Annotated in this window: 12 protein-coding genes; 3 read left to right on the top strand and 9 right to left on the bottom strand. The window is 33.2% G+C overall.

Going from position 1 to position 14,482, the window contains the following annotated elements; genetic code table 11:
• Positions 1-385: 385 nt before the first annotated feature.
• Positions 386-1,105, bottom strand: a complete 720-nt coding sequence (locus LDL23_RS11545; RefSeq protein ID WP_073583608.1) for a YebC/PmpR family DNA-binding transcriptional regulator — start codon at positions 1,103-1,105, stop codon at positions 386-388.
• Between the two features lie 120 nt (positions 1,106-1,225).
• Positions 1,226-2,308: a glycine cleavage system aminomethyltransferase GcvT gene (gene gcvT / locus LDL23_RS11540; protein WP_291265838.1), complete on the bottom strand. Its 1,083-nt coding sequence runs from the start codon at positions 2,306-2,308 to the stop codon at positions 1,226-1,228.
• Between the two features lie 165 nt (positions 2,309-2,473).
• Between gcvT and hutH the strand changes: the two genes are divergently transcribed.
• A complete protein-coding gene (gene hutH, locus LDL23_RS11535; RefSeq protein WP_291265837.1) occupies positions 2,474-3,976 on the top strand; it encodes a histidine ammonia-lyase in 1,503 nt (500 codons plus the stop codon).
• Between the two features lie 49 nt (positions 3,977-4,025).
• Here the strand turns inward: hutH and LDL23_RS11530 are convergent, their stop codons facing one another.
• The 6 genes from LDL23_RS11530 to LDL23_RS11505 form a co-directional block, all read right to left on the bottom strand.
• Positions 4,026-4,388 carry a DUF1304 domain-containing protein gene (locus LDL23_RS11530; protein WP_291265836.1) on the bottom strand — a complete coding sequence of 121 codons (363 nt, stop codon included), beginning with the start codon at positions 4,386-4,388 and terminating at the stop codon, positions 4,026-4,028.
• 3 nt (positions 4,389-4,391) lie between these two features.
• On the bottom strand, positions 4,392-4,973 hold the full coding sequence (locus tag LDL23_RS11525; protein WP_291265835.1) for a TMEM175 family protein: 582 nt from the start codon (positions 4,971-4,973) through the stop codon (positions 4,392-4,394).
• 1 nt (position 4,974) lies between these two features.
• Entirely contained in the window at positions 4,975-5,490 is a 516-nt protein-coding gene (locus tag LDL23_RS11520) for a DUF421 domain-containing protein (RefSeq protein ID WP_026725769.1), read from the bottom strand.
• Positions 5,487-5,669 carry a hypothetical protein gene (locus LDL23_RS11515; protein WP_291265834.1) on the bottom strand — a complete coding sequence of 61 codons (183 nt, stop codon included), beginning with the start codon at positions 5,667-5,669 and terminating at the stop codon, positions 5,487-5,489. Before LDL23_RS11515 ends, LDL23_RS11520 begins: the two co-directional genes overlap by 4 nt.
• Before the next feature lies 1 nt (position 5,670).
• Complete coding sequence (gene rimK / locus LDL23_RS11510; RefSeq protein ID WP_291265833.1) at positions 5,671-7,038, bottom strand: 30S ribosomal protein S6--L-glutamate ligase; 1,368 nt, start codon at positions 7,036-7,038, stop codon at positions 5,671-5,673.
• 79 nt (positions 7,039-7,117) lie between these two features.
• Complete coding sequence (locus LDL23_RS11505; protein ID WP_291265832.1) at positions 7,118-9,667, bottom strand: ATP-dependent Clp protease ATP-binding subunit; 2,550 nt, start codon at positions 9,665-9,667, stop codon at positions 7,118-7,120.
• Between the two features lie 254 nt (positions 9,668-9,921).
• Here LDL23_RS11505 and gyrA point away from each other — a divergent pair, with 254 nt between their 5' ends.
• Together gyrA and LDL23_RS11495 are read left to right on the top strand one after the other, a co-directional pair.
• Positions 9,922-12,477 (top strand): DNA gyrase subunit A, encoded by a 2,556-nt coding sequence (gene gyrA, locus LDL23_RS11500; RefSeq protein ID WP_291265831.1) that lies wholly within the window; start codon positions 9,922-9,924, stop codon positions 12,475-12,477.
• A 54-nt stretch (positions 12,478-12,531) separates the two neighbouring features.
• Entirely contained in the window at positions 12,532-13,716 is a 1,185-nt protein-coding gene (locus tag LDL23_RS11495; protein WP_291265830.1) for a hypothetical protein, read from the top strand.
• A 32-nt stretch (positions 13,717-13,748) separates the two neighbouring features.
• Here LDL23_RS11495 and LDL23_RS11490 read toward each other — a convergent pair.
• On the bottom strand, positions 13,749-14,482 hold a 734-nt coding region (locus tag LDL23_RS11490), incomplete at its 5' end, for a C40 family peptidase (protein WP_291265829.1).

The following is a 14,482-nucleotide window of genomic DNA, read 5'->3' as shown; positions in this document are numbered from 1 at the left end:
AATTTTCTTGAGTTTGTGTTTCATATTTGTTTGTTTTAAAATTTTCAACAAACAAAAGAAACTTTTTTGAATGCGTTGCTGTAGTTTTTCTGTACATTTTGTTAAAATTTCAATTTTTTTTAGTGCTTACTAGATTTTTTGAAAAATAACTTACTTTTTTTGGTTTTTGAGCTTCTGTTTTGGAAGGAGTGAGTAACAGGTTGTGCTACTAAATTATTTTAATTAATTTATAATTGTTAGAAATAATTTTTAAAATACTACATTTTTGTTAGAAAACCAAGAATCTAAAACTATTACATAATATAATGTATTTGTTTTGAAAATCCTTAAAAAAAAAATCCTCACAATTTCTTGTGAGGATTTAGGATATAAGATAGAAAAAGAATTACTCAGCGCTTTCTTGCATGGTGTGATATACGTTCATTACGTCATCGTCTTCTTCAATTTTTTCTAATAGTTTTTCAACATCAGCTACTTGGTCTGGTGTTAATTCTTTTGTTATTTGTGGTATTCTTTCAAATCCAGAAGATAAAATTTCAATACCTCTTGATTCTAATTCTTTTTGAATAGCACCAAAGCTTTCAAAAGGAGCGTACATTAAAATACCGTCTTCGTCTGCAAAGATTTCTTCTACACCAAAGTCAATCATTTCTAATTCTAATTCTTCCACATCTTGTCCTTCTGCTGGAATTCTAAAATTACAAGTATGATCAAACATAAATTCTACCGAACCTTGTGTTCCAAACGTTCCGTTGCATTTGTTAAAGTAACTTCTAATGTTGGCAACTGTTCTGTTGTTGTTATCCGTAGCCGTTTCAATTAAAATCGCAATTCCGTGAGGTGCATAACCTTCAAACAACACTTCTTTAAAGTTAGCTGTGTCTTTATCCGATGCTTTTTTAATAGCGCGTTCTACGTTATCTTTAGGCATATTCGCAGCCTTCGCATTCTGAATTACCGCTCTTAAACGTGAGTTAGTTTCAGGATTTGGTCCGCCTTCTTTAACGGCCATTACAATATCTTTTCCTATACGTGTAAACGTTTTAGCCATTGCTGACCAACGTTTCATTTTACGGGCTTTTCTAAATTCAAACGCTCTTCCCATTTCTATATAATTTCAATATTCTTAATTCGTTTTTCAAAATTTCGATGCAAAAATAATAATTTCAAGGTCAAATTCAAGGTCAATTTCAATTTTCAAATTTGTACTTGCCCTTGTTCTTGATTACTTTTTGTAAAATGGCATTTTAACCACTTTCGCTTTAATATCTTTATTTCTAATTCTAATATAAATTTCAGAATCTGGTGTAGCTAAAGCCGTTGGAACATATCCCATTCCAATTGCAATTCCCATAGAAGGTGATTGTGTTCCAGAAGTTACAATTCCAACTACATTTCCATTTGCATCTGCAATTTCGTAATCGTGACGAGGAATTCCTCTTTCGATCATTTCGAAACCAACTAATTTACGAGAAACACCTGCTTCTTTTTCTTTTTTCAAGTTTTCAGAATTTGTGAATTCTTTATCGAATTTGGTAATCCAACCTAAACCTGCTTCTAATGGCGAAGTCGTATCGTTGATATCGTTTCCGTACAAACAGAATCCCATTTCTAAACGTAACGTATCACGAGCTGCTAATCCAATTGGTTTGATTCCGAAAGCTGCACCCGCTTCAAAAACTTTGTTCCAAATGTATTCTGCATCTTCGTTTTTGAAATAAATTTCAAATCCTCCCGAACCCGTATACCCTGTAGCCGAAACAATTACATCGCTTTTTCCTGCGAAATCACCAATTTGGAATGTGTAATATCCCATATTTGATAAATCAATAGAAGTTAAAGATTGCATCGCTTCTGCCGCTTTTGGTCCTTGAATCGCCAATAAAGAATAGTCATCCGAAAGGTTTTGCATGTCCACACCTAAATCATTGTGCGAAGAAATCCAATTCCAATCTTTTTCAATATTAGAAGCATTCACCACCAACATATAGTGATTATCAGCAACTTTATAAACGATTAAATCGTCAACAATTCCGCCTTCGTTATTTGGTAAACACGAATATTGCGCTTTTCCATCTACTAATTTAGAAGCATCATTTGAAGTTACTTTCTGAATTAAAGCCAACGCATTTTCTCCTTTTAAGAAAAATTCTCCCATGTGAGAAACATCAAAAACACCCACGCCATTTCTAACGGTTTCGTGTTCTGCATTTACTCCTTCATATTGTACTGGCATATTGTATCCAGCAAACGGAACCATTTTAGCTCCTAAACTTTCGTGAATGTGCGTTAACGCTGTATTTTTCATGATTTGATGTTGTATTTTTTGAATGCGCTAATTTATTGAAAATTCTTAAAAATGCACCCAGATTTGCCTTAAAATTTGAGAACTATTTATTTTTTGTTAATAATGCTGATAAATCTTGCATTTTAACAATTGTTTGCAGAATTTTGGACTTTTAAAATTAACCAAATGGAAACTACACATTATATAAGTTCAGATTTATTGTCGATTGACATGATTAACGAGATTGTTTTTCAAGGAAAACAGTTGGCATTATCAGAGGAAGCTATCGTAAACATTGAGAAATGTAGAAAATACTTAGACGATAAAATGAAATCGAACTCTGATCCAATTTACGGAATTAACACTGGATTTGGTTCTTTGTGTAATGTGAAGATTTCGAATGAAAATTTATCAAAACTTCAAGAGAATTTAGTAAAATCGCACGCTTGCGGAACAGGGGAGGAAGTACCTCATGAAATTGTAAAAATCATGTTGTTATTGAAAATCCAATCGTTAAGTTATGGACATTCAGGTGTTCAGTTGGTAACGGTGCAACGTTTGATTGATTTTTATAATAATGATGTTTTACCTGTAATTTATACACAAGGTTCGTTGGGTGCTTCGGGAGATTTAGCTCCGTTAGCGCATTTATCGTTGCCATTGTTAGGAGAAGGTGAAGTTTATGTTGATGGTTTCAGACAGCCAGCTTCAAAAGTATTAGCAAAATTTGGTTGGGAACCAATCGTTTTACAATCGAAAGAAGGATTGGCGTTATTGAACGGAACACAATTCATGAGTGCTTACGGAGTTTACTGTTTGATTAAAGCTGAGAAAATTTCGTATTTAGCAGATGTAATAGGAGCAGTTTCATTAGAAGGATTTGATGGAAGAATCGAACCATTTACCGATTTGATTCATTTAGTTCGCCCACACAAAGGTCAAGTACAAACTGCGGAAAGAATGCGTGATTTGTTAGAAGATAGTGAAATCATTGCGCAACCTAAAGTTCATGTGCAAGACCCATATTCTTTCCGTTGTATTCCACAAGTACATGGAGCTTCGAAAGATACGATTGATTATGTGAAGAAAGTGTTCCGTACTGAAATCAACTCGGTTACCGATAATCCAAATATTTTTGTTGGAGAAGATTTGATTATTTCAGGAGGAAATTTCCACGGACAACCTTTAGCTTTAGCTTTAGATTTCTTAGGAATTGCGTTGTCAGAATTAGGAAGTATTTCTGAAAGAAGAACCTACCAATTGATTTCTGGATTAAGAAATTTACCAGCGTTTTTGGTAAACGACCCAGGATTGAATTCAGGTTTCATGATTCCACAATACACAGCGGCAAGTATCGCAAGTCAAAATAAACAATTAGCAACACCATCAAGTATTGATAGTATTGTTTCTTCAAACGGACAAGAAGATCACGTGAGTATGGGAGCTAACGCAGCTACTAAAACCTTACGTATTGTTGAAAACGTAGAACGTATTTTGGCTATCGAATTGTTAAACGGTTCGCAAGCTTTAGAATTCAGAAGACCACTACAATCAAGTGAGTTTATCGAAAGTTTCGTAAAGTCATATAGAGAGGATGTTCCGTTTGTTTCAGAAGATCGAATTTTACATTACGATATTGAAAAATCAGTTTCGTTTTTGAATAGTTTTCAAATTGAAATGGAAGATTAATAATCAAAATATATAAAATAAAAAAGCTCAAGAAAATCTTGAGCTTTTTTTATAAAAATAGAATGGTAATAATAGTTATAATTGCAGGAAGCGCCTGCACGTAAAATATTTTCTTAGAAGCAGAATAAGCTCCAAAAATTCCAGCAACAGTAACACAACAAAGAAAAAAGAGAGCAATATTTTTGCTCCAAATTTCATCGCTTATGGCTAAAGACCAAAGCAATCCAGCGGATAAAAATCCATTATACAAACCTTGATTGGCTGCTAAAACTTTTGTTTTTTCGAATAAATCTTCGGGAATGGTTCGGAATACTTTTTTTGCAGCTGTTGTCCAAGCAAACATTTCTAACCATAGAAAATACAAGTGGAGTAGTGCTATGATGATAATAAGTATTTTGCTGATGATGTGCATAATTTATTCGTTTTCGTTAAAAACTCGTTCGATTCGTTTGTCTGGAATTAACCAAATTAAAGCTACTAAAATGTAAATCGCTCCAGAAATTTCGACATAATATTTGGTCAAAACTACAGCAATTAAATATAGAACTACCGATAATTTGCCTTTATAATCTTTACCAATAGCTTTGGCTAATACGGAGTCTTTTCCGTGGTCGATTAAAATTATTTTCTGTAAAATAAAGTAAGCAATCGCGTTCATTAACAAAACCAAACCATACAACATCATTGGAAATGAATTAAAATGATGTTCTCCAATCCAAGCCGTTGTAAATGGAATTAAAGACAACCAAAACAGTAAATGCAAATTAGCCCAAAGAATTTTACCATTCACTCTTTTTACGGTATGCATCATGTGATGATGGTTGTTCCAATAGATTCCGACATAAATAAAACTTAAAATGTAACTCAGAAATTTATGTGATAATTTAATTACAGCTTCAAATGTTGTATCATTCGGAACTTTAAATTCCAAAACCATGATGGTAATTATAATAGCTAAAACGCCATCACTAAAGGCTTCTAATCGGTTTTTATTCATATTAATTATTTAGTTCGCCTAATGTTTTATGAATTTTTCTTTTGTGATGGGTTTGTTTTAGATTTTCATTTCCTGAAATAATACTGATATTACCATCGATTTCAAACATGGCTAATTTTACATCTTTATAATATTCAATTCCGTGTTCACGCATGGCTTCTTCAAGTTCTTCTGATGTAATTCCCAATCGAGCAAGGGTTTTAAATTCAATCTTTCCGTTGTGTATTAAAACTTCGGGTTTGTCTTGAACTAATTCTTTAATGAATTTGGATTTTAGCATCACTTTCTTAAAAACAGAATTGATTAAGAAAAGTGAAAAAGCAGCAATAATTCCTCCATACAAAGAAGTATTAGCGCCAACCATTGCATTTTGTACGGAATTACTAATTAATAAAATCAGAATAACATCAGCCGTATTAAGTTGAGAAAGCTCTTTTTTTCCAAATATTCGCAAAGCAATTATCATGAAAAAATAAACAGCAACACTTCTTAATGTGATGTCGATATACGGATTCATTTCGTATTTTTAAGTAAAACTACAATTAACGTGATGATTGCAATTGCTTCTGTCAGCATTCCAATCGTAAGAGTAATTCCAGCTCCAGGCCAATGCATAATTTTAAATAATGCGCCAATTATTGTTATTGCCATTCCTAAAAGAAACAAAGACAACGGTATTGTATATTGCTTTTTCATACTATTTCCACTTAAAGTTTTTCTCAATCGCTTTAATCATTTCGCCTGCAATGTCTTTTTGAGTAGCGCCTTCAATTCCTTCTAAGCCAGGAGATGAATTCACTTCTAACAATAACGGACCTTTTGAAGAACGAATAATGTCAACTCCAGCCACTTTTAAGTTCATAGCTTTAGCAGCTTTAATGGCAATTTTCTTTTCATCAGAAGTAATTTTTACCACAGAAGCAGTTCCGCCCATGTGAATATTAGCTCTGAATTCTCCGGGAGCTGCTTCACGTTGCATGGCAGCTACTACTTTTCCGTCTACAACAAAAAGTCTCAAATCTTTACCATTAGCTTCTTTGATAAATTCTTGTACTAAGATATTGGCATTTAAGCTCTTGAAAGCATTGATAACCGATTCAGCAGCTTTTTTGGTTTCTGCCAAAACGACACCTTTTCCTTGTGTTCCTTCTAATAATTTTACGATTAAAGGAGAACCTCCCACCATTTTAATCAAATCATCGGTATCTAAAGGTGAGTTTGCAAATCCTGTGGTTGGAATGTCAACTCCGTTGTTTAATAACAATTGTAATGAAAATAATTTATCTCTCGATTGTGTAATAGCAGAAGCATTGTTTAAAGCAAATACTTTTAAAGCTTCAAACTGACGCGTTAAAGCACAACCATAATACGTCATACTAGGGCGAATTCTAGGAATTACAGCATCAAAATCGTTCAAAACTTTTCCGCCACGGTAATGAATTTCAGGTTTTGTGGCATCTAATTTCATGTAGCAGTATTTCAAATTTAAGAAATGCATTTCATGACCTCTTAATTCGCCTGCTTCTAAAATACGTTTGTTGCTGTATAATTCAGGATTACTGGCTAATAAACCAATTTTTAATCCTTTTTTATTTTCGCTTGCTGCGTAATAATATTCTTTAAGTTTTTCGGTTGTAGGTTGTCCCAATAAATAACGTTTTTCAGGATCGACTAAAACACGACCTGACATCGCTTCACGACCTAATAACATTCTGAAACCCATCGAATCGCGATTGGTTAAAGTAACTTCGATTTCCCAAGTTTTGCCACCAATTTCAAGTTTGGTTTTGATTACATAACGTTGTTCTCTAAAGCCACTTGAGCTTTTAACGACTCTTTTGTCAATTAATGGTGCTTCACAGTGAATTACTGCTTTTGCATTATTTTGGATAGGATTAATATCAAATTTAACCCAACTCTCACTGTCTTTTTCAAACGTAACAATATTGATGGCGTGTAATGCCGATGTTTTTGCACCAGAATCAACACGAGCTTTGATAGTTGGAATTCCTAAAGCAGGGAAGGAACACCATTCTTCGCTACCTACGATAACTTTGTCTTGCATAAATGAAATTGTAATTTAGAACTAATGTAGTATTTTTTTTAATACAATTATCATTTCGATACATAAAAAAAAACCAAGCTTAAGAGCTTGGTTCTTCTAGTTTTTTAATTTCTATTTTGAGTTCTTGTGCGGTTTCATCTAAATCCATAAAAATTTGGTCACCTTCATGTATTTTGTGTGTGATGATTTCTTCGGCAAGCGCATCTTCAACATATTTTTGAATCGCTCTTTTTAAAGGTCGTGCACCAAATTGTTTATCGAAACCTTTTTCAGCAATATAATCTTTCGCAGCTTCAGAAAGTTTTAAAGTGTATCCTAATTCTTTGACTCTTAAATACAATTTATCCATTTCAATATCGATAATTTTATCAATATCATGTTTTTCTAATGCATTGAACACAATTACATCATCAATACGATTCAAGAATTCTGGAGCGAATGCTTTTTTCAAGGCATTTTCGATAATTCCTTTTGAATGTTCTTCGGTTTGTGCTTGTTTTGAAGCTGTACCAAATCCAACTCCAGTTCCAAAATCTTTCAATTGGCGTGCACCAACGTTAGAAGTCATGATGATAATCGTATTTCTAAAATCGATTTTACGACCTAAACTATCGGTTAAATGACCGTCATCTAAAACTTGAAGCATCATATTGAAAACATCTGGATGTGCTTTTTCAATCTCGTCTAAAAGTACCACGCAGTATGGCTTTCTTCTCACTTTTTCCGTTAATTGACCACCTTCTTCATATCCAACATATCCTGGAGGCGCTCCAACTAAACGAGAAATCGCAAATTTTTCCATGTATTCACTCATGTCAATACGAACCAATGCATCTTCAGAATCGAATAATTCTTTTGCAATAACTTTCGCTAATTGCGTTTTACCAACTCCGGTTTGACCTAAGAAAATAAACGAACCAATTGGCTTGTTTGGATCTTTTAAACCAGCACGATTTCTTTGGATAGATTTTGCAATTTTTAATACTGCTTCGTCTTGTCCAATTACCTTACCTTTAATTAGTTCTGGTAAGTGAGCTAATTTATTACTTTCAGTTTGAGCAATACGATTTACAGGAATTCCAGTCATCATAGAAACTACATCTGCAACGTTATCTTCTGTAACGGTTACTTTGTTGTTTTTAGAATCTTCTTCCCATTGTTCTTGCGCGATTGCTAAATCTTTTTCGATGCGTTTTTCATCATCACGAAGTTTAGCAGCTTCTTCGTATTTCTGTTTTTTAACAACCGTATTTTTTAGTTCACGAACTTCTTCTAATTTCTTTTCTAATTCCAAAATTTGCTTTGGAACATCAATATTGATGATATGTACACGAGAACCTGCTTCGTCTAAAGCATCAATAGCTTTGTCTGGAAGAAAACGATCAGTCATGTAGCGATTAGTTAATTTCACACAAGCTTCAATAGCTTCAGGCGTGTAAATTACGTTGTGATGATCTTCGTATTTAGGTTTGATATTATTCAAAATCGTGATCGTTTCTTCAACCGATGTTGGTTCAACAATTACTTTTTGGAAACGTCTTTCTAAAGCGCCATCTTTCTCAATATACTGACGGTATTCGTCTAATGTTGTAGCGCCCACACATTGAATTTCACCTCTAGCTAACGCGGGTTTAAACATGTTAGAAGCATCTAATGAACCAGTTGCACCACCCGCACCAACAATAGTGTGAATTTCGTCAATGAATAAGATGATATCGTCGTTTTTCTCTAATTCATTCATTACGGCTTTCATTCGTTCTTCGAATTGTCCGCGGTATTTCGTTCCGGCTACTAAACTTGCTAAATCAAGTGTAACTACACGTTTGTTGAATAAATTACGAGATACTTTTTTCTTTATAATTCGTAAAGCTAGACCTTCAGCAATTGCTGATTTTCCAACTCCAGGCTCTCCAATTAAAAGTGGGTTGTTTTTCTTTCTTCGACTTAAGATTTGCGAAACACGTTCAATTTCTTTTTCGCGTCCTACAACAGGATCTAATTTACCTTCTTCAGCCATTTCAGTTAAATCGCGCCCAAAGTTATCCAAAACAGGAGTTTTTGATTTTTTATTGGTTTTACTTCCTGATGAAGGATTGTTAAATGAGCTTTCCTTTAAACTGTCATCTTGTCCGGAATCGTCATTAAACGACTCTGCTTTTGGCAAGTTTTCTAAATAATCGTCTTCGTTTGTCATCATGGCTGTATACTGTTCTTTAACGGTTTCGTAATCAATTTTTATTTTGTTCAACAACTTGGTTGTTGGGTCGTTTTCATTGCGTAAAATACATAGCAATAGGTGAGCGGTACTAATCTCCGAATTATTGAATAGTTTTGCTTCTAGAAAAGTAGTCTTCAAGGCACGTTCTGCTTGGCGTGTTAAGTGAAGATTTTGTTTTTCAAGATTTTGTATACCATTCGGGTTAGCTGGGCTTAAAATCTCTACTTTTTTTCTTAAGTGAGTTAAGTCTACAGCCAAATTATTCAAGATATTAATAGCTTTTCCATTGCCATCTCGAAGTATCCCTAGCATTAAATGTTCGGTACCAATAAAGTCGTGACCTAATCGTAAAGCTTCTTCTTTACTGTAGGTAATTACGTCTTTAACTCGTGGTGAAAAATTATCGTCCATAGCATTTGTAATATAAGTAAAAGTACAAAATTCTATAAGGAAATGCAAAAATCATACCTTATAAAAGTACAGTTAGGCTAAATGACAAAAAATATTTTAAAAATGAAAGTTTCTTTCAAGTGAATTATAAGCAATTTGTAAACAAAATTGTTAATAAATAGTCGAAATAAGTGTTTTAAAATTTGTGCTAAAAGTTCAAAAAGCCGTATATTGGCACGTTTTAGTACTAATATATAATTTTAATATAAATACTTATGTCAGAAGGAGAAAAGTTAATTCCTATTAACATTGAGGAAGAAATGAAATCAGCTTACATCGATTATTCGATGTCTGTTATTGTGTCACGTGCACTTCCTGATGTTAGAGATGGTTTAAAGCCTGTGCACCGAAGAGTTTTATTTGGTATGTACGAATTAGGAGTTCTTTCGAACAGAGCCCACAAAAAGTCGGCAAGGATTGTTGGAGAAGTTTTAGGTAAATATCACCCACACGGTGATACCTCTGTATATGATGCAATGGTGCGTATGGCTCAAGAATGGAGCTTACGTTACTTAATGGTTGATGGTCAAGGTAACTTTGGTTCTGTCGATGGTGATAGTCCTGCAGCAATGCGTTATACTGAGGCTAGAATGAAAAAGATTTCGGAAGAAATGTTGGCAGATATTGACAAAGAAACAGTTGATTTCCAATTGAACTTTGATGATACGTTGCAAGAACCAACAGTTATGCCAACAAAAGTTCCAACTTTATTGATTAATGGTGCTTCTGGTATTGCGGTTGGTATGGCAACAAATATGGCGCCTCACAACTTAACTGAAGTTATTGATGGAACATTAGCTTACATTGACAATAATGACATTGAAATTGATGAATTAATCAATTATATTAAAGCGCCAGATTTTCCTACTGGAGGAATTATCTATGGTTACGAAGGAGTAAGAGAGGCTTTCAAAACGGGTAGAGGACGTATTGTAATGCGTGCAAAAGTTGGTTTTGAAGAAGTAAATGGTAGAGAAGCTATCATTGTTACCGAGATTCCTTATCAGGTTAACAAAGCTGAAATGATTAAGAAAACAGCCGATTTAGTTAACGATAAAAAAATTGAAGGGATTTCCAATATTCGTGATGAATCGGATAGAAATGGAATGCGTGTGGTTTATGAATTAAAACGTGATGCCGTTCCAAACGTAGTTTTAAATACACTTTATAAATATACCCAATTACAATCTTCATTCAGTGTAAATAACATTGCATTGGTGAAAGGTCGTCCGCAAATGTTAAATCTTAAAGATTTGATTTATCATTTTGTTGAACACCGTCATGATGTTGTAGTTCGTAGAGCACAATATGATTTAAGAAAAGCGGAAGAAAGAGCACATATTTTAGAAGGTTTAATTATTGCATCTGATAATATTGATGAAGTAATTAAAATTATTAGAGCTTCTAAAGATGGTGATGAAGCTAGAGCGAAATTAATTGAGCGTTTCAAATTATCTGAGATTCAAGCGCGTGCTATTGTAGAAATGCGTTTAAGACAATTAACAGGTCTTGAACAAGATAAATTACGTGCTGAATACGAAGAAATCATGAAATTGATCGCGTATTTAAAAGAATTACTTGCAAGTAAAGAAATGAGAATGCAAGTTATTAAAGATGAGTTAGTTGAGATTAGAGATAAATACGGAGATGAACGTCGTTCCCAAATTGAATACTCTGGTGGCGATGTTAGTATTGAAGATTTAATTGCTGATGAAAGTGTTGTAATCACAATTTCTCATGCAGGTTATATCAAGCGTACCTCTTTATCAGAATACAAAACACAAAATAGAGGAGGAGTTGGACAAAAATCGGCTGGAACAAGAGATCAAGATTTCTTAGAGCATTTATTTGTGGCAACTAATCACCAGTATTTAATGTTCTTTACTCAAAAAGGTAAGTGTTATTGGATGCGTGTTTACGAAATTCCAGAAGGAACAAAAACAAGTAAAGGTCGCGCCATCCAAAACTTAATTAATATTGAGCAAGATGATAAAGTAAAAGCATTCATCTGTACGCAAGATTTAAAAGACCAAGATTACATCAATAGTCATTATGTAATTATGGCTACGAAACAAGGTCAAGTTAAGAAAACGCCGCTTGAGCAATATTCTCGTCCACGTCAAAATGGAATTAATGCCATCACCATCAAAGAAGATGATGAATTAATTGGGGCAAAATTAACTACTGGAAACAGTCAAGTTTTAATTGCTGTGAAATCAGGTAAGTTAGTTCGTTTTGAAGAAGAGAAAACACGTCCGATGGGAAGAACGGCTTCTGGAGTAAGAGGAATTACATTAGCCGACGAAAAAGATGAAGTAATTGGATTGGTTTCTATCGATAAAGATCATGTAAACGATTCTCAACTTTTAGTAGTTACTGAAAATGGTTACGGAAAACGTACTAAGTTGGTTGACGAAGACGGAGAAGATGTGTACAGAATCACAAATCGAGGTGGAAAAGGAGTTAAAACACTTAACATTACCGAAAAAACAGGTCAGTTAATTTCTATCAATGACGTTACTGATGAAGATGATTTAATGATTATCAACAAATCAGGATTAACCATTAGAATGAAAATTTCTGATTTACGTGTAATGGGAAGAGCTACTCAAGGAGTTCGATTAATTAACATCAAAGGAAATGATTCAATCGCGGCAGTTACTAAAGTACTTCGTGAAGATGAAGAAGTAGAATTGGATGAAAATGAAAATATTTCTGATGCTGAAAATGGCACAGATATTGATTCATCAGAAACAGAAACACAAGAATAAATAGAAAGAGCCCAAATTTATTTTGGGCTTTTGTTTAACCCAGATTTTAAAATAATGAAAAAACTAGTATTAAGCGCAACACTTTTATTGTCACTTGCCACATTTGCTCAAAAAGAGGAGCTGAAAGTTTTAAAGAAGATTTATGCTAAAGATAAACCTTCGTCAGATGATATTCAATTATACAAAAACACGTTAACTACTTTAGAAAGTAAATCTGTTGAGGAATCAGATAAAGTGTATTCAAATTTTTATAAAGGAATGCTTTTATTGATTGAAATGCAATCTTTAAATGAAAATGCTTCTCCAATTGAAAAAATGAAAGTTATAAATCCAGAGCGTTTAGAAGCATTTTCTAATGCAGTAACAACCACTTTGGATTATGAAAAAAAGGTTGGTAAAAAAATCTACACAGATGATATTAATGAAACTCTTTCATGGTTGAAACCAATGTTGTTAGAGAGTGCTTATAAATTAAACGAAGTATCTAAATTTAAGGAATCAGCAAACATGTTTTATTTTATATATAAGTTAGATAAAACAGATGGTTCAAGTTTAGAAAACGCTGCAATTTTAGCATTACAATCTCAAGATTATGTTTTGGCTCAAAAATATTATGAAGAATTTAAAAATAGTGATTATTTAAATAACGGTGTTATTTATTACGCTATTAATAAAGCATCCAAACAAGAAGAACAAGCACCAAATTTAGAAACTAGAAAGAACATGATTGCTTTAGGAACTCATGAAAAACCTAGAGATGAGAAAATGAGTGCAAAAAAACCAGAGGTTTATAAAACACTAGCAACTATACTTGCTGAAAATAAAGATTTTGATAAAGCAAAACAAGTATACAAAGAAGCTAAAGTTTTTGCTCCTAAAAATGTGGAGTTGCTTATTAATGAAGCTACTTTGTATTATCAAACCAATGATTTAGTAACTTATGAAAGTTTAATTAAAGAAGTTGTGAAATTAGATCCTAATAATGCTTCATTACATTTTAATATTGGATATTTAGCTTTAGCAGAAGATTCTAAACTTGTAGATCAAATTAATGCTAGTGTTAAGGATGTAAAAAAGTATAATGAGTTAACGGCGAAACGAAAAGAATTATTTTTAAACGCTTTGCCTCATTTTGAAAAAGCATATTCAATTAATCCGAAAGATGAAAATACAAAGAGTATTTTAAAAATGACTTACGAAATAGTAGGACAACCTGAAAAAGCAAAAGCTATCAACTAAAACAAAAAGTCCCGATTTAATCGGGACTTTTTTTATATTACTTTTTTAATAACTCTTAGTTTGTGTGTGTGTCTATTGACTTCTGCATTATAAATTCCTAAGTGGTCTAGTCTGTCAATTCGTACTTTTCCTGAAGCGTGAATGATGTAGTTGTTCTCCATCATAATTCCTACGTGAATAATGTTTCCTTCTTCGTTATCAAAAAAGGCTAAATCTCCTGGTTCACTTTCTTCGATAAAACTTAAAGCCTCACCTTGCGTAGCTTGTTGCGAAGCATCTCGTAAAAGTTTATGACCATTTAATTTATACACCATTTGAGTAAATCCTGAACAATCAATTCCAAAAGGTGTTTTTCCACCCCATAAATAAGGAGCATTCAAATACATGAAAGCAGTTTTAACTAAATCTGATTTTGGTTTTTCACCACACACTTTAATACCTTCAAAACTATATTTATTAGTATTAATTTCTTCAATATCTAAAAATGATAGAGAAGCGCCCAATGTAATTGAAGTTAATTGATTGTTTGGAGTGGTAATATATTCTACCAAATCAGCATTCAAAACAATTGGAGTGTTGTTAAGAATTTGATATTGTTCTTCTGAAATAGCTTGAAATTGTTTCGAGTCAATCCAACCGATGTAGTTATCATATGCCAATTCCACCTGCACCCATTTGGCAGTCATTTCAATAATTTTAAAGTGTTCGCCAAAGAGCAATTGCGAAACTTGTTCGCTTCGGTCGCTGGCTTCTGCTCTTACAGGTA

It is taken from the genome of Flavobacterium sp. (genome assembly GCF_020217025.1).
GTDB lineage: Bacteria > Bacteroidota > Bacteroidia > Flavobacteriales > Flavobacteriaceae > Flavobacterium.
The sequence above is the reverse complement of the archived record's forward strand: the minus strand, read 5'-3'. Positions and strand labels throughout refer to the sequence as shown.